General features: G+C 64.1%; 12 protein-coding genes. 11 read left to right on the top strand and 1 reads right to left on the bottom strand.

The features are described 5' to 3' along the window. From I6F35_RS21135 to I6F35_RS21085, 11 genes are all read left to right on the top strand, one after another. Window positions 1-1053: an ABC transporter permease gene (locus I6F35_RS21135; protein WP_225119699.1), complete on the top strand. Its 1053-nt coding sequence runs from the start codon at window positions 1-3 to the stop codon at window positions 1051-1053. Window positions 1054-1055: 2 nt separating this feature from the next. Further along, a complete protein-coding gene (locus I6F35_RS21130; protein ID WP_225119601.1) occupies window positions 1056-1991 on the top strand; it encodes an ABC transporter permease in 936 nt (311 codons plus the stop codon). A gap of 4 nt (window positions 1992-1995) precedes the next feature. After that, window positions 1996-3396 (top strand): 8-oxoguanine deaminase, encoded by a 1401-nt coding sequence (locus I6F35_RS21125; protein WP_225119600.1) that lies wholly within the window; start codon window positions 1996-1998, stop codon window positions 3394-3396. Window positions 3397-3425: 29 nt separating this feature from the next. Further along, window positions 3426-4283 carry an aromatic ring-hydroxylating dioxygenase subunit alpha gene (locus I6F35_RS21120; RefSeq protein ID WP_225119599.1) on the top strand — a complete coding sequence of 286 codons (858 nt, stop codon included), beginning with the start codon at window positions 3426-3428 and terminating at the stop codon, window positions 4281-4283. A gap of 160 nt (window positions 4284-4443) precedes the next feature. Continuing rightward, on the top strand, window positions 4444-6774 hold the full coding sequence (locus I6F35_RS21115) for a mechanosensitive ion channel domain-containing protein (protein ID WP_225119598.1): 2331 nt from the start codon (window positions 4444-4446) through the stop codon (window positions 6772-6774). A 383-nt stretch (window positions 6775-7157) separates the two neighbouring features. Beyond that, on the top strand, window positions 7158-8111 hold the full coding sequence (locus tag I6F35_RS21110) for an ABC transporter permease (RefSeq protein WP_225119597.1): 954 nt from the start codon (window positions 7158-7160) through the stop codon (window positions 8109-8111). Further along, on the top strand, window positions 8108-9007 hold the full coding sequence (locus I6F35_RS21105) for an ABC transporter permease (RefSeq protein ID WP_225119596.1): 900 nt from the start codon (window positions 8108-8110) through the stop codon (window positions 9005-9007). Before I6F35_RS21110 ends, I6F35_RS21105 begins: the two co-directional genes overlap by 4 nt. 43 nt (window positions 9008-9050) lie before the next feature. Then, on the top strand, window positions 9051-10757 hold the full coding sequence (locus I6F35_RS21100; RefSeq protein ID WP_225119595.1) for an ABC transporter substrate-binding protein: 1707 nt from the start codon (window positions 9051-9053) through the stop codon (window positions 10755-10757). Window positions 10758-10951: 194 nt separating this feature from the next. Then, window positions 10952-11944 (top strand): ABC transporter ATP-binding protein, encoded by a 993-nt coding sequence (locus tag I6F35_RS21095; protein ID WP_225119594.1) that lies wholly within the window; start codon window positions 10952-10954, stop codon window positions 11942-11944. Then, on the top strand, window positions 11937-12935 hold the full coding sequence (locus tag I6F35_RS21090; protein ID WP_225119593.1) for a dipeptide ABC transporter ATP-binding protein: 999 nt from the start codon (window positions 11937-11939) through the stop codon (window positions 12933-12935). Before I6F35_RS21095 ends, I6F35_RS21090 begins: the two co-directional genes overlap by 8 nt. Then, the gene (locus tag I6F35_RS21085; protein WP_225119592.1) at window positions 12935-14197 is read left to right on the top strand and encodes a TetR/AcrR family transcriptional regulator; all 1263 of its coding nucleotides are present in this window, start codon (window positions 12935-12937) and stop codon (window positions 14195-14197) included. The genes I6F35_RS21090 and I6F35_RS21085 overlap by 1 nt, the downstream gene beginning before the upstream one ends. 278 nt (window positions 14198-14475) lie before the next feature. Here the strand turns inward: I6F35_RS21085 and I6F35_RS21080 are convergent, their stop codons facing one another. Continuing rightward, the gene (locus I6F35_RS21080; RefSeq protein ID WP_225119591.1) at window positions 14476-16797 is read right to left on the bottom strand and encodes a Tex family protein; all 2322 of its coding nucleotides are present in this window, start codon (window positions 16795-16797) and stop codon (window positions 14476-14478) included. Window positions 16798-17065: the final 268 nt, after the last annotated feature.

Here is a 17065-nt window from a genome sequence, read left to right as displayed (position 1 = left end):
ATGGCGATCCGCGTGCAACGCCTGCCATCGGCCTCGCCCGCCATCGCGCTTGCGGCGCGTGCGATCGCGATCCTGCTCGCGCTCGTCACCGCCGGGCTGTTGCTCGCGGCCGGCGGCGCACAGCCGCTCAAGCTGGCGCAGCAGGTGTTGAAATCGACCTTCGGCTCGGGTTTTGGCCTGGAGGATGTGGGTCTGCTGGTGACGCCGCTGATCCTCACCGGCCTTTCCGTGGCCGTCGCGCTTCGCATCGGCGCCTGGAATATCGGCGCCGAAGGACAGTTCTATGCCGGCGCCTTCGCGGCGACCGGCGTGGCGCTGTTCATCCCTGGTCCTGCCATCGTGATGCTGCCGCTGATGTTCGTGGCCGGCGCGCTCGGCGGGCTGGTCTGGATCCTGGTGCCGACGCTTGCGCGGGCTTATGCCGATGTCAGCGAGCTCATCACCACGCTGCTGCTCAACTTCGTCGCCACGCTGCTGGTCTACTATGTCGCGACCGGCCCGTGGCTCGATCCCGGCGGGCATGCGCTCGGCACCACCGCGCGGCTGAAGCACGACATCCCCGAATTCATCGGCATGGTGCATTGGGGCTTTCCGATCGCGATGCTCTTGGCCGTGATCACGGCCGCGGCCTTCAGCTTCACGCGCTGGGGCTATGAGGTACGGATCGCGGGCTCCAACCCGCAGGCCGCCAAATATGCCGGCATGCCGTTCCGTCGCCACCTGATCGTGGTGATGCTGCTGTCGGGCGCCATCGCCGGCATCGCCGGCATGCTCGAGGTCGCCGGCACCGTGCATCGCCTGCAGGGCGGCATCTCCAATAATTTCGGCTATCTCGGCATCATGGTCGCGGTGCTCGCGCGCGGCTCCTGCATCGGCGTGATCGCCGGTGCGGCGCTGATGGCTGTGATCCTCAACTCCGGCATCATCCTGCAGACCCAGGGCGTCAATACATCTACCGTGCTCGCGATCACCGGATTAATCCTGTTCTTCACGGCGATCGGCGACGAGCTCGCCCATTTCCGCATCGTCAGCAGCAAACCGGCCGAGGCCTGAAGATGGATTTGATCGCGGGCATCCTGCACACGTCGCTGCTTGCCGGCGGCGTGCTGGCGCTGGCCGCGCTCGGCGAGGTGCTGGCCGAGCGCGTCGGCGTGGTCAATCTTGGCGTGGAAGGATTGATGGCGCTTGGTGCGATATCCGGAATCGTCGCCGTCGTCACGACCAAAAGCCCGATCGCGGGCTTTGCGCTGGCGCTCGCGGTGGGTCTGTCGGTCGGCATGGTGTTTGCCGCGATCACGGTCTATCTGCGCGCCAACCAGGTGTTGTGCGGCCTGGCATTGACCTTGATGGGCACGGGCTTTGCCGCGACTATCGGCAAGGCCTATTCCGGAATCCCGGCGCCGGCGACGTTCACCGGCCTAGAGATCCCCTATCTCAGCTCGATCCCGCTGATCGGCCAGGTGCTGTTCACGCAAAACGTGCTGGTCTACCTGATCTACGTCATCCTGCCGGTGATGCTGCATGTCCTGATGTTCCGCACCCGGCACGGCCTCAACCTGCGCGCGGTCGGCGAGAATCCGGCCGCGGCGGACGCCGCCGGCATCGACGTGCAGCGGATCCGCTTCTGGTATGTCACCGCGGGTGCGGCGCTCGCCGCCGGCGCCGGCGCCTATCTCACGCTGGCCTTCGTGCCGTCATGGTCGGAGGGCGTCGTCGCCGGGCGCGGCTGGATCGCGGTGGCGCTGGTGATCTTCGCCGGCTATCGCCCGCTCAATGCGGTGCTGGCGGCGCTCCTGTTCGGCGTCATCACCTCGCTCGGTTTCGTCGGGCAGGCGCGCAACTGGCCGATCGCCGCGCCGGTGCTGTCGATGTTGCCTTATCTCGGCACCATCGCCTTCATCGTCGTTCCCGTGGTCGCCTGGCACCGCATGCGCCAGGCGATGGCTGCGCCTGCCGCGCTCGGCATCCCCTATTATCGTGACCTGCGGTGAGCCCATGTCGACGCTGCTCGTAAAGAACATCGATCATCTCGCGACCTTCGACGATGCCAATCGCGAGATCAAGGGCGGTGCGCTGTTGGTCCGCGACAATGTGATCGAGGCGGTCGGCAGCAATGCGGAGCTTGCGCATCTTGCCGCCGACGACGTGCTCGATCTATCCGGCCATCTGGTGATGCCGGGCATGGTCAACACCCATCATCACATGTACCAGAACCTGACGCGCGTGATGGTGCAGGACGACGAACTGTTCGTCTGGCTGACCACGCTCTATCCGATCTGGGCAAAGCTCGACGACGAGGCGATCCATGTCTCCGCCCGCGTCGCGATGGCCGAACTGATCGCCTCGGGCTGCACGACAAGCTCCGACCATCTCTACATCCAGCCCAACAATGTGCGGCTCGACAGCACGATCCAGGCGGCGCAGGAGCTGGGCCTGCGCTTCCACGCCGCGCGCGGCGCGATGTCCCGCGGCAAAAGCCAGGGCGGGCTGCCGCCGGACAATTGCGTCGAGAAGGAAGAGGACATCCTCAAGGACGCCGAACGGCTGATCCAGACCTACCATGATCCCAGCCGTCACGCGATGAGCCGGATCGTGCTCGCGCCCTGCTCGCCTTTCTCCGTCACCCCAGGGCTGATGAAGGAAGCCGCCCAGCTTGCGCGCAGCCACAAGGCCGTGCATCTGCACGCCCATCTCGCCGAAGACCTCGACGAAGAGGTCTATTGCCGCGACATCTACGGCATGCGGCCGGTGGAGTTCGCGGGCTCGGTCGACTGGCTCGGGCCTGACGTGTGGTTCGCACACGCGATCTTCCTCGACTCCAGCGAGATCGAGACCTTTGCGGAGACCGGCACCGGCATGGTGCATTGTCCGTCCGCCAACATGCGCTGTGGCCAGGGGATTGCAAAAATCCGCGAGATGCGCGACGCCGGCGTCACCTGCGGGCTTGGCGTCGACGGCTCGGCCTCCAATGACACCTCGAACCTGTTCCTCGAGGCGCGGCTGGCGCAAATGCTGCAGCGGGTGGCGCCGCACCGCTATCTCTCCGAGGCGCCGGGCGGCCGCGGCGGGTTCGGCGGCAGCCCGAAGGCGCTATCGGCGCGCGAGGCGCTCGATATGGCGACGCGCGGCGGCGCCAGGCTGCTCGGCCGCGACGATATCGGCTATCTCGCGCCCGGCATGAGCGCGGACTTCATCGCCATCAGGCTGAACCAGCTCGGGCTCTCCGGCACCCAGCGAGATCCGCTGGCGGCGATGATCATGTGCGGCCCGTTCAAGGTGGACTATTCCTTCATCAACGGCCGCAACATCATCCGCCGCGGCGAATTCGTGCATCACGATGTCGAGGCTTCGCTTGCGGATCACGCGAAGATCATGCAACGAATCTACCAGCAATAGGCTGACCGCAACGAAGCGGAGCTTGCACCATGAATGGGACCATCGACCCCGGCACGCTGAACCAGTGGTACGTGCTGGATGCGCTCACCGACATTCCACAGTCACCCCGGCGCAACCGCCTGCTCGGCGTTGAACTGGTCACGTGCCGCGATGCCAATGGAGCGATCATCGTCTCGTCCGAAGACCACGACGATCCGCTGCCGGTGCGCGAGCGCTACGGCTATCTCTGGACCACGCTGGGAAAGCCTGGTCGCGACGTGCTGCCGATCCCTGAAGCCGACGAGGCGGACCGGCGGCATGTGGTCTGCGGCGCGGTGTCGGTGCGCTCCTCGGGCCTGCGCATCGTCGAGAACTTTCTCGATATGGCACATTTCCCGTTCGTCCACACCGATATCCTCGGCGCCGAGCCGCACACGAAGGTGCGCCACTACACCACCGAGATCCGCCGCGATGTCGACGAGGTCTGGGCCACCGACTGCGAATTCTTCCAGCCGCAGGCGGCGCTGTCGGCGAAGGACGGCATCGTCACCCAATATATGTACCGAGTCGCGGCGCCCTTCGCGACGCTGCTCTACAAGACCTGCCCGAATGCCGCCGATCGCTGGGATGTGATCTGCCTGTTCGTGCAGCCGCTCGACCCGGACCATTGCCGCGCCCATCCGGTGATGTTCCTGATCGACGACACCTCCGAACTCGCCGATCTCGTGCAATTCCAGCAGATGATCTTCCTGCAGGACCGCATCATCCTGGAGAACCAGCGCCCGCGGCTGCTGCCGCTGGAACCGCGCGCGGAAATCCCGACCCGGGCGGACGCCTCCTCGGTGGTTTACCGGCGCTGGCTGAAGGAAAAAGGCGTAACTTACGGAACCACGCTCGGAACGATTTAAGGCAGGCTCCCCGGCGGCGGCATTTTCGTAAGGTATTGGAACATCTTCCGGCTGATGCGTTGGCAGGCAGTGCGCTGTCTGTCACAGGCGCGCCAAACTATGGCCGTACCGGCGTTAAATACACGCGATTCCCGTCACCCCTCATGATCGCTGCGTTTTCATGCCGAGCAAATATCTCCGATTCATCACGATTGCGCTTACCTGCCTGCTGCTGATCTCGCCTGCGCGATCGCAGATGATGCTCCCGAACACGTCGCCGCCGCCTCCCCCGCCTCCGACAGCGGCAGCGCAGGCGCAAGCAACGCTGGACATCCTGCAGGACGACCAGAAGCGGGCGCAACTAATCCAGACGCTGCAGACCATCGCCAAAGCATCGTCCTCCGGTGCGCCGGCACAGCCGGGCGCTCCGGCCGCTTCGTCGCCGGCGTTCGCCGATAATCTCGGCGTGCAGCTTCTTGCCGAAGTCTCGGACTGGTTCGGCGATGTCTCGGACCAGCTCGCCACCGCGGCACAGACCGTGTCCGATTTTCCGATGATCTGGCGCTGGCTGGTCAATCTCACGACCAATCCGTACATGCAGCAGATGCTGCTCGACACGGCCTGGCGGCTCGTGCTCGTCATCGCCTGCGCTTTCCTGGCGGAATGGATCATCCGCCGCGCCATCCGCCGTCCGCTTGCCGCCATCGACCGCTATGTTCCGCTGCGGGCACGGCACGCCGATACCGTGCGGGATGCGACTGCGGCCACCGAAACGCAACCGGTCCGACGCTGGCATGCGACGCTGACTTATGCCTGGCAGCTCGCGATGCGGTTTCCCTTCGCACTGGCGCGGCTGTTCCTGGACCTAGTGCCCGTGATCTGCTTTGCGGCGATCGGCAATCTCCTGCTGGCAACCGACATCGGCCGCGCGCCGACGCCACGCGTCGTCATCCTGGCGATGGTCAATGCCTACGTGATCTACCGCAGCATCCTTGCCGTCACCGCGGCGGTGATCTCGCCGGCCTCCAGCCAGCCCAGCCTGTTCATCATCCGCGATGAAGCCGCCGCCTATCTCGACATCTGGTGGCGGCGCATCGTCGCCGTCACCGTGTTCGGCGTCGCCTTCGCCAACATCGCACTGCTGCTCGGCCTGTACCGGCCGGCCTATCACGCCGTGATCCGGCTCCTGATGCTGGTGGTGCACCTGTTCGTGGTTGTCATCATCCTGCAATGCCGCCGCAGCGTCGCCGACTGGATCCGGGCACCGGAAGGCTCACGCGGCCCGCTTGTGATGATGCGCAACCGGTTCGCCGATGTCTGGCATATCCTCGCCATCGTCCTCGACCTCGCGCTGTGGACGGTGTGGGCGCTGCGGGTGCAGAACGGCTACACGCTCTTGTTCCGCTATTTCGTCGCCAGCATCGCGGTGCTCTTGATCGCGCGGCTGGCGTCGATCGCGATGATGGCGGCGCTCGACCGCGTGTTCCGCATCAGCCCGGAATTCACCCGCCAGTTTCCGGGCCTCGAAGCGCGCGCCAACCGCTATTTCCCGGCATTGCGCGGCATCGTCTCGGGCGTGATCGGGGTCATCACCGTGATCGCGCTGCTCGAGGTCTGGGGCCTGGATGCGGCGGAATGGTTCTCCAGCGACCATATCGGCGGACGCCTGCTGTCGGCGCTGATCACGGTCGGCGTCGCCGGCGTGGTGGCGCTTGCGATCTGGGAGGCCGTGAACGCCGCGGTCGACCAGCATCTGCTGCAGCTTTCGCGCGAAGGGCGCTATGCCCGCGCCGCGCGGCTGCGCACCTTCCTGCCGATGCTGCGCACGACCCTGCTGTCGGTCATCCTCACCGTGGTCGCGCTGACGGCGCTGAGCCAGCTCGGCGTCAACATCGCGCCGCTGCTCGCCGGCGCCGGCATCGTCGGCATCGCCATCGGCTTCGGATCGCAGAAGCTGGTGCAGGACGTCATCACCGGGCTGTTCCTGTTGCTCGAGAACGCGATGCAGGTCGGCGACACCGTCACGGTTTCCGGATTGACCGGCGTGGTCGAGAACCTCTCGATCCGCACGATACGGCTCAGGGCCGGCGACGGCTCCGTCCACATCGTGCCGTTCAGCTCGGTGACATCGGTCACCAACACCAACCGCGGCATCGGCAATGCCTCGGTCAGTGTCAACGTGGACTACAGGGAAGATCCCGATCGCGTCGGCGCCGTGCTGAAAGAGATCGGCGCCGAACTGCGCAAGGATCCCGCGTTCCAGCACATGATCCGCGGCGATCTCGATCTCTGGGGTGTCGACAAGGTCGATGCCACGATGACGACCATCGTCGGCCAGATCCAGTGCACGGACTCCGGACGCTGGCCGGTGCAGCGTGAATTCTACCGGCGCATGAAGAAACGCTTCCACGAACTCAACATCCAGATCGCCCGGCCGCCGCAGACGATGCTCGTGCTGCAGTCGCCATTCGAGCGGAAGGACGAGCCGCGCGGCGCGGAAGCCGCGGAGTAGCCGCAGCGATATTTCGTCTAACGGCATGATCCGATCAGATCGGATTCCGTGCACAGGACAGGTGCGTCCGGTTCGAGTCCACTGCGGCCACGAGCCGCATCTGAATTTTCAAAAAGCGAGTATGGTAGTTGCCAACGCGCTTGGGAGCGGTCGCCGCATCTGCGCGGTAGTTGCAAGCGCGCTGTCGGATGATACGATCTACAAACAATAGGGGAAACGCTCGAAATTGCCGCGTTGCAGCGCGAAATTGAGCGGCGAATTTCTCCTCACGAAAAATCGGCAATAGACCGATTGCAAGAGGGAGGACTGCAGAATGAAGCTGGCCAACACTGGTTTCGAACTTCCGGCATGCTCGACGGCTGCTACCGGCCGCGGGTAGGCCCTTGTACGGCTACATTGTGCGCCGGCTGCTGGCGCTGATCCCTACGCTGCTGTTTGCCAGTCTGATCGTGTTCGCCACGGTGCGGATGATTCCGGGCGACGTGATCGACATGATGCTGAGCCAGAACGATCTGGCGGCCGACAAGCTGAGCCGCGAGCAGCTCGTTCAGGCGCTCGGTCTCGACAAGCCGATGGCCGAGCAATACCTGATCTGGATCGCCGGCATCTTGCGCGGCGATTTCGGCCGGTCGCTGTGGCAATCGACCCCGGTCCTCGAGCTCGTGCTGCAGCGCCTGCCTGTCACCTTCGAGCTCGGTCTCATCGCGCTGGCGGTGGGTCTCGTGATCGCGCTTCCGATCGGCGTCTACTCCGCCGTCCGGCAGGACACGGTCGGAGATTTCGTCGCGCGCTCCTTTTCGATTCTTCTCTTGGCCGTGCCGAGCTTCTGGATGGGCACCATGGTGATGGTATTCCCGTCGATCTGGTGGGGCTGGTCGCCCGAAGTGAACTACGTGAAATTCGGCGACGACCCGATCCAGAACCTCAAGCAGATGATCGTGCCAGCCATCGTTCTCGGCGCGAGCCTGTCGGCGATCACGATGCGCATGACGCGCACCATGATGCTGGAGGTGCTGCGCCAGGACTATATCCGCACCGCCCGCGCCAAGGGCCTCAATCAAGGGCTCGTCATCATGCGGCACGCGCTGCGCAACGCGCTCATCCCGGTGGTCACGCTGGTGGGTCTGCAGGCCCCCTTGCTGATCGGCGGCGCCATCATCATCGAGCAGATCTTCGTCATCCCCGGCATGGGACTGCTGCTGCTCGACGCCGTGAATCAGCGCGACTACCCCATCATCACCGGCGTGTTCCTGACGGTGGGACTTGCGGTGATGCTCATCAATCTCATGGTCGATCTCAGCTATGGCCTGCTCGATCCCCGCGTGAGGACCCGATGACCGCGATCGAGCAGGCCAATGCCGCCCTGGACCAGGAGGAAAGACGACACCCGGCGCTGCAGTTCCTTGGCCGGCTGTTCCGCGAGAAGCCGTTTGGCGCAGCGGCCGGAGTCCTGTTCCTGATCTTCGTCTTTGCCGGGCTCTTTGCGGATGTGCTGGCGCCCTATGGCTTCAACGAGATCAATCCGATACAGCGGCTGAAGGCGCCGTCATGGGCACATCTGTTCGGCACCGACAATCTCGGGCGGGACCTGTTCTCGCGCTGTCTGTATGGCGCCCGCCTTTCGGTGATCATCGGCTTTTCGGCGGCGTTTCTCGCAACCGTCATCTCGGTGCTGATCGGTGCGTTGACCGGCTATATCGGCGGCCGCTTCGATCTGATCACGCAGCGGTTTGTCGACGCCTATATGTCGTTTCCCGAGCTCGTGATCCTGATCGCCGTCGTGTCCGTGGTCGGTCCGGGCATGCCGCAGATCATCGGCGTCCTGAGCCTTGCCTTCGGCATCGCCGGCTCGCGCATCATACGCGGCGCCGTCGTCTCCGTGCGCGAGCATATGTATGTGCACGCCAGCCAGTCGATCGGCGCCTCCACCAGCCGCATCCTTTGGCGGCATATCCTGCCCAACATCATGCCGCCGATCATCGTGCTGTTCACGACCCGCGTCGGCGCCGTGATCCTCGTCGAGTCAGGACTGTCGTTCCTCGGGCTCGGCGTTCCGCCGCCGGCCCCGACCTGGGGCGGACTGCTGTCGGGCAGCGGACGGACGTACATGTTCCAGGGTCCATGGCTGGCGCTGGCGCCCGGCCTCTGCCTGACCGTCGTGGTTTATGCCACCAACGTCTTTGGCGATGCACTGCGCGATCTGCTCGACCCGCGCATGCGCGGATCGCGATAGCGCGGCGGCGATACAAGAACAAACAAAGAGGAGGGAGTGAAACGTGGATCGAGAGACAAGATTCAGCAGCCTCGCGCGAAGCCTGGCAATCGCAGCCACGCTTGGCCTGTCGCAGTCGCCTGCCCTGGCGGACGAAAAGCCGCAAGTGGGGGGCACGCTCAACATCGGCATGGTCTATGTGACCCTGTCGCCGTTATCGTGGGACCCCGCCGACTGGACCTGGAAATTCCAGCAGGACACCGGGCTGATGTACGAACAGCTCTTTGCCGGCGATCTCTCCAAGGCGAAGCGCAACGGCGGCAAATACAGCTTCGTGCCGGATGCCTGGCTGCCGAGCGACGCCATCAGGGGTGAACTCGCCGAAAGCTGGGAATGGAAGGAAAATCCGCTGCGTGTCGAGGTCAAGCTCCGCAAGGGCGTGATGTTTCCCGAAAAGCAGGGGGTGATGGCCTCACGCGAGTTCGTCGCCGACGACGTCGTGCAAAGCTATTACCGCCTGGACAAGAGCCCGAAGAAGGTCCCGACCTATTTCGATCACGTGCAGAAGGTCGAAGCGGCCGACCCGCACACCGTCGTCTTCACCTTCAACAGCTATCACGCCGAGTGGGATTACCGTTTCGGCTGGGGCTACTATTCCGGCATCGTCCCGAAGGAGGTGGTCGACGCCGGCGCGGGCAACTGGAAGAACGCCAACGGCACCGGCCCGTTCATGCTGACCGACTACGTCCAGGGCAGCGCCGTCACCTTCTCGAAGAATCCGGTCTACTGGGACAAGGAAAAGATCGGCGGCCAGGAATACAAGCTGCCGTTCGTCGACAAGATCGTCTATCGCACCATCAAGGATGAGGCCACATTCCTCACCGCGCTTCGTACCGCCAAGCTCGACCTTCTCGAAGCGATCAGGTGGAGCGCCGTCGACGAATTGAAGAAGAGCGCACCGCAATTGCAGTGGTCACGTTCGCTCGGCACCGGCGGCACCTTCCTCGCCATGCGCGTCGACACCAAGCCGTTCGACGATATCCGGGTGCGGCGCGCGCTGAACATGGCGGTCAACAAAAAGGAGATCGTGGCTTCCTACTATAACGGCGATGCCGAACTGTTCGCCTATCCCATGCACCCGGACTATATCGGGTATTACGAGCCGCTGGAGAGCATGCCCGACAGCGTGAAGGAACTCTTCACCTACAATCCTGACAAGGCGAAGGCCTTGCTGAAGGAAGCCGGATACCCCAACGGCTTCTCCTTCAAGGTCCAGGTCTGCTCCTGCTCGCCGGACCACATGGACCTGCTGCCGCTGGTTGCGGCCTATCTGGAGAAAGTAGGCGTCAAGCTGGAGATCCAGCCGATGGAATACGGCGCCTTCCTCTCCGCCATGACCACGAAGACCAACGCCGCCGGCTATTTCATGCTCAACGGCCACACCAATCCCACAACGTCGATCCGCAAGAGCTTCGTCACCAAGCAGACCTGGAATCCGTCGCAGTACTCCGATCCCGAGTTCGACAAGAAGATGAACGCTGTCTACCTCGAGCGGGACGAGTCCAAGCGCCAGGAGATGATCAAGGCGTTGACGCGCGAGATCGTGGACAAGGCCCCCTATATCTGGCTGCCGGTCGGTTACTTCTATACGGCCTGGTGGCCGTGGGTGAAGAACTATGGCGGCGAACTGCGTGTCGGCTCCGAACGGCCCGGTCCTATCCATGCTCGACTCTGGATCGATCAGGACTTGAAGAAGAAGCTTGGTTATTAGACAGCACTGTCATTCCGGGATGGTCCGAAGGACCAGACCCGGAATCTCGAGATTCCGGGTTCGATGCTTCGCATCGCCCCGGAATGACAGCAGAACACGGTTCGCGTGAAGAAAACGCGTCAAAACAAGGAATCCAGAGCTTCGGCTCTGATTCAATCAGAACCGAATATGCTCTAGCAACGATGAGCCTCGCAATGACGACGGCAGCCAAACCGCTCCTGAGCGTACGCAACCTCGTGACCCGCTTCGGTCGCGGGCGGGGGGCGGTGACTGCCGTCGATGACGTCTCCTTCGATGTCGGCGTGGGAGAGACGGTGGCGATCGTCGGCGAGTCAGGCTCAGGCAAGAGCGTGACGGCGCTGTCGATCCTCCGCCTGATCCCCTCGCCGCCCGGCCGCATCGAAAGCGGCCAGATCCTGTTCGAAGGCACCGATCTCACGAAACTTTCCGAACGCGAGATCATGGAGATACGCGGCAACCGTATCGCCATGATCTTCCAGGAACCGATGAGCTCGCTCAACCCGGTGCTTACTGTGGGATTGCAGGTTGCCGAACCGATCAATGTGCATCGGCGCAAGCCCTGGGATGCGGCGCTTGGCACGGCAAAGCAACTGCTCGGCCGGGTGCGGATGTCGGACACGGAATCGCGGATCCGTGCCTATCCGCACCAATTCTCGGGCGGCATGCGCCAGCGCGCCATGATCGCGATGGCGCTGGCCTGCGAGCCACGGCTGATCATCGCGGACGAACCGACGACTGCGCTGGACGTGACCGTTCAGGCGCAAATCCTCGATCTCCTGAAGGACCTCGCGCAAGGTTCTCGCTGCTCGCTGATCCTGATCACGCACGATCTCGGAGTCGTCGCGCGCTATGCGGACAGGGTCGTCGTGATGTATGCCGGGCGCGTGGTGGAGCAGGCGCCTGCGCACGAGCTCTATGCCAATCCCCGTCACCCCTACACGCGCGGCCTGATGGCATCGGTGCCGCGGCTCGACGGCGACACCAGCAAGCGCCTGGTGCCGATCGACGGACAGCCACCCAACCTCGCCCGGCTGCCGGCGGGATGCGCGTTCGCGCCGCGCTGCAGACAGGCCACGGAGCTCTGCCACCGCGAGCGGCCAGCCCTTACTGAGACGGGACCGCAACACCAAACCGCCTGCTGGCTGGAGGCACCCGCCCATGTCTGAGGCCGACGTCCTCCTCCGCGTCAATGATCTGCAGGTGCACTTTCCCGTGCACAACGGAGCGGTGTTCCGGAAACAGGTGGCGACGGTCAAGGCCGTCGACGGCGTTTCCTTCCACTTGAAACGCGGCGAAACGCTCGGCCTTGTCGGCGAGAGCGGTTGCGGAAAGTCGACGACGGGGTTGGCGATCCTGCGGATGCTGGAGCCATCTGGAGGACGCATCGAGTTCGAAGGCCAGGACATCACCCATTTCGACAAGTCCAGCCTGCGTCCGCTGCGCCGGCGCATGCAGATGGTCTATCAGGACCCGTTCGGGTCGCTCAATCCGCGCATGAAGGTTCGCGATATCATCGGCGAACCGCTCGAGGTTCATGGCCTCGCAAGCGACAGGCGCGCCTTCGATCAACGGATCGCCCAGTTGATGCGGACGGTCGGCCTGCTGCCCGACATGGCCGACCGCTTCCCGCACGAATTCTCCGGCGGCCAGCGACAGCGGATCGGCATTGCGCGCGCGCTCGCGCTCGAGCCCGCGCTCATCATCTGCGACGAGCCGGTCTCGGCGCTCGACGTGTCGATCCAGGCGCAGGTCGTGAACGTCTTTGTCGAACTGCAGCAACGGCTCGGTATTGCCTATCTGTTCATAGCCCACGACCTTGCCGTGGTCCGCCACGTCAGCGACCGCATCGCCGTCATGTATCTGGGCCGCATCGTCGAAATCGCCGCGCGGGACGAGATCTATCGGAAGCCGCTTCATCCTTATACCGAGGCACTGCTTGCGGCCGTGCCGGTCGCCGATCCCGTGATCGAGGCCGCCCGCAAACGCATTCCGGTCTCTGGCGAGGTACCGAGCGCCACGAATCCTCCGTCCGGCTGCCGCTTCCACACGCGCTGTCCGTTTGTGATGGATCGCTGCCGGCACGAGGATCCGGCGTTGCGCGATCTCGGCGCCGGCAGGGCCGTCGCCTGCCACCTCCACGACATGGCCGCACAATAATGCCGTCAAGCAGGTCGCCGCGGCGCAGTGATCCGGCTCCGTACACGCAGAAATACCTAAAGCGCCGCGAGGCGATCATCGGTACCTCGGCGCGGCTGTTCAACCGCGATGGCTTGAAGGGCGCAACCTTTGCCGAGATCGCCAGGGACGTCGGTCTCCTGACGCACAGCATCACCTACTACTATCGCCGCAAGGAAGACCTTGCGGCGGCATGTCTGCTCACGGCGATCGAGACGACCAGGAACGTGGTCCTCGACGCGGCGCGGGAGAGCCGACCGGAAGACAGAATTCGCAGCTACGTATGCGGCTACGCCGATCTGCTGGCGGAAATCGCCACCGGTACGCGGGACGAATTGGTGTTCTTCAACGATATCCGGGCATTGACCGGAGTTCATGCGCGTCGCGTGTTCGACGCCTACAACGATCTGTTCCGCAGCGTGCGCTCGCTGCTTCCAGAGAGCGAGTCCGCGGAAGATCGCATGTCGCGAAATGCCCGGACCCACCTCCTGCTGTCGCTCGTCAACATGATGCGGGCGTGGATCTCGCGCTATGAGCCGTCCGACTATCGGCCCGCGGCCGAGAGGATGTCGGCGATCCTGATCGATGGCCTTGCCCGGTCACCCAAATATTGGTGCGAAGGCGGAGCGCCCGAGCTCGGTTGGCCGCGGGCTGCGGCCGCACGGGATGTCGTTCCCGAAGCGTTTTTGCGCGCGGCCACCATGATGGTCAACGAACAGGGCTATCCCGGCGCATCGCTGGAGAACATCGCAAGCAGCCTCAACCTGACCAAGGGATCGTTCTATCATCACTACGCGAGCAAGGATGAATTGATCATCGCCTGTTTCGAGCGCACCTTTGACGTCGTCCGCAGGATGCAGTCGCTCGCCATCGAGCGCAGCCCATCCGGCTGGGCTCGCCTCTGCACCAGCGCGCGCGAGCTCGTCCGCTTCCAGCTGTCCGATCAGGGACCGCTGTTGCGGATCACCGCCTGGGGTGCACTGCCTCTCGGCCAGAGAAAGGATGCTCAGGCGGGACTCAACCGTCTCACCGAACGTTTCGGCCGATTCATCGTCGAGGGAATGGAACAGGGCGAGGTTCGCCTGCTCGACGCCTCCATTGCCGCGCAGCTCGTGTCGACGATGGTCAATGCCGCGTCCGAGCTGGAGCGCTGGGCGCCGGGGGTCACCGCGGAGAACGCGGTTCGGCTCTACGCGCGCCCTCTCTTCACGGGCCTGTTGTCGACCGAGAGCTCGGCCGCATGAGCCGATCGGATTGATGCGCAGGTGCGATGAAGCGGCGCTCCCTCGCTGCTTGCGGAAAAGGGTTGGGGCTCAAGCTATCTCCGCGATTCACGCTGTCCTCGCGTGAGGAGAGAGCCCTCGCCGGGCCCTTGCGCGCGGACCTCTCCCGCAAGCGGGAGAGGTGAAAGCAAAGCGTATCACGCCTAGCGCATGATCCGGAAAAGTGGAGACCGGTTTTCAGATCATGCTCAAACAAAGAGCTAGAGCGGGATAATGATTCGAAGAAAAGTCATCACGCTCTAGCGCAATGACTTGCCGTTCTTCTCGCTGGCGCGGCGGAAAGCGTCGGCAAAGGCGTTGCCGGATTGCTCCTTCTTGCGTGGCGCGGAGGATTGCATCGGCCCGCGAGAACCCTCGCGCGATGAGCCTTTGGATTCCTTCTTGCCGGTCTCGTCGTCGAGCCGCAGCGTCAAGCCGATGCGCTTGCGGGCGACTTCGACCTCCATCACCTTCACCTTGACGATGTCGCCGGGTTTGACGACCTCGCGCGGATCCTTGATGAAGTTCTTTGACATCGCCGAGATGTGAACCAGCCCGTCCTGGTGCACGCCGATATCGACGAACGCGCCGAAGGCGGCGACGTTGGTGACGGTGCCCTCGAGGATCATGCCGACCCTGAGATCCTTGATCTCCTCGACGCCCTCCTTGAACACCGCGGCCTTGAACGCCGGGCGCGGGTCGCGGCCGGGCTTTTCCAGCTCGCGCAGGATGTCCGTGACCGTCGGAAGGCCAAAGGTCTCGTCGACGAATGACTGCGGCTTCAATTGCCGTACGATCTCGCTGTTGCCGATCAGCGCCTTGATGTCGCTCTTGCTTGCCGCGAGGATCCGGCGCACCACCGGATAGGCTTCGGGATGCACGCCCGAGGCATCGAGCGGATCCTCGCCGTCATTGATGCGCAGGAAGCCGGCGCATTGCTCGAACGCCTTCGGCCCCAGCCGCGGCACCTCCTTCAGCGCCTTGCGCGACTTGAACGGCCCGTTCGAGTCGCGGTGCTGCACGATGCTTTGCGCGAGGCCCGGCCCGATGCCCGACACCCGCGACAACAGCGGGACGGAGGCGGTGTTGACGTCGACGCCGACGGCGTTGACGCAGTCTTCCACCACGGCGTCGAGCGAGCGCGCCAGTTTGCTCTCGCCGAGATCATGTTGGTATTGCCCGACGCCGATCGCCTTGGGATCGATCTTGACGAGCTCGGCGAGCGGATCCTGCAGGCGCCGCGCGATCGACACCGCACCGCGCATGGTGACGTCGAGCCCGGGCAGTTCCTCCGATGCATAGGCCGAAGCCGAATAGACCGAGGCGCCGGCCTCCGAGACCACGATCTTCGTCATCTTCAGGTCCGGCAGCCGCTTCACCAATTCGGTCGCGAGCCGGTCGGTCTCGCGCGAGGCCGTGCCGTTGCCGATCGCGATCAGGTCGACGCGGTGTTGAATCGCGAGCTTGCCGAGGATCGCCAGCGCCTCGTCCCATTGCCGCTGCGGCTCGTGCGGATAGACAGGGGTCGTCGCCAGCACCTTGCCGGTTGCGTCGACGACGGCAACCTTGACGCCGGTGCGGTAGCCGGGATCGAGCCCCATGGTGACGCGCGCGCCGGCGGGCGCCGCCAGCAACAGGTCGCGCAGGTTGGAGGCGAACACCCGCACGCCCTCGGTCTCGGCTGCGGTCCACAGCCGCATGCGCAGGTCGATGTTGAGATGCACCTGGATCTTGGTGCGCCAGGCCCAGCGCACGGTTTCGATCAGCCATTTGTCGCCCGGACGGCCGAGATCGGAAATGCCGAAGCGCTTCATGATCTTCAGCTCATAGGCGCTGGGCACGCCGGCCGCCGGCGGCTCTGCCTCCGGCTGCATCTGCAGGTCGAGAATCTCTTCCTTCTCGCCGCGGAACAGCGCCAGGATGCGGTGCGACGGCAGCTTGTGCAGCGGCTCGCTGAAGTCGAAATAGTCCTTGAACTTCTCGCCTTCGGTCTTCTTGCCCTTGCGCACGGTCGAGACCATGCGCGCGTTCGCCCACACCTCCTCGCGCAGCGCGCCGATCAGATCGGCATCCTCGTCGAAGCGCTCGACCAGGATCGCACGCGCGCCTTCGAGCGCAGCGGCAACATCGGCCACGCCCTTCTCGGCATCGACGAAGGCCTTCGCCTGCGCCTTTGGATCGTGTTGCGGCTGCGTCAGCAGCAATTCGGACAGAGGTTCAAGCCCAGCCTCCTTGGCGATCTCGGCCTTGGTGCGGCGCTTCGGCTTGTAGGGAAGATAGATGTCCTCGAGCCGCGCCTTGTTGTCGGCGGCCATGATCTGTGCTTCGAGCGCGGCATCGAGCTTGCCCTGCTCGCGGATCGAATTGAGCACCGCGGTGCGGCGCTCCTCCAGTTCGCGCAAGTAAGTCAGCCGTTCTTCGAGCGTGCGCAACTGCGCGTCATCGAGCGCGCCGGTCAATTCCTTGCGATAGCGGGCAATGAACGGCACCGTGGCGCCGCCATCGAGCAACGTGACGGCCGCCTCGACCTGCTGCTCGCGCACGCCAAGCTCTTGCGCTATCTGCTGATGAATCTTTGCCACGCAATTTCCTCTGCACCACTCCGAAGCAACCGAACCACCGGTCGCGAGGACGCCGCTTATGGACCATGCCCGCCGATCTGATCAAGCCGCGGCAAGAGACAGTTCACAAGTGCGGCCCGCACGAGCGGCGAATCGGTATCGCGGTCTGTGCGCTGCCAATCTGCCGAAGATGTGTCGAAGGAAAGCGCCGCGGCGGCACTTCCTGTTGACGCCCTCGGCGACGCGTTTCGACATTTTCCGATTTGGCCGGCTTGACGAACGATAGATT

This window comes from Bradyrhizobium sp. BRP22 (assembly GCF_020194175.1).
In the GTDB taxonomy this organism is placed as follows: Bacteria; Pseudomonadota; Alphaproteobacteria; order Rhizobiales; family Xanthobacteraceae; genus Bradyrhizobium.
Note: the sequence above shows the minus strand (reverse complement) of the source record. Positions and strands in the feature narration are given on the sequence as shown.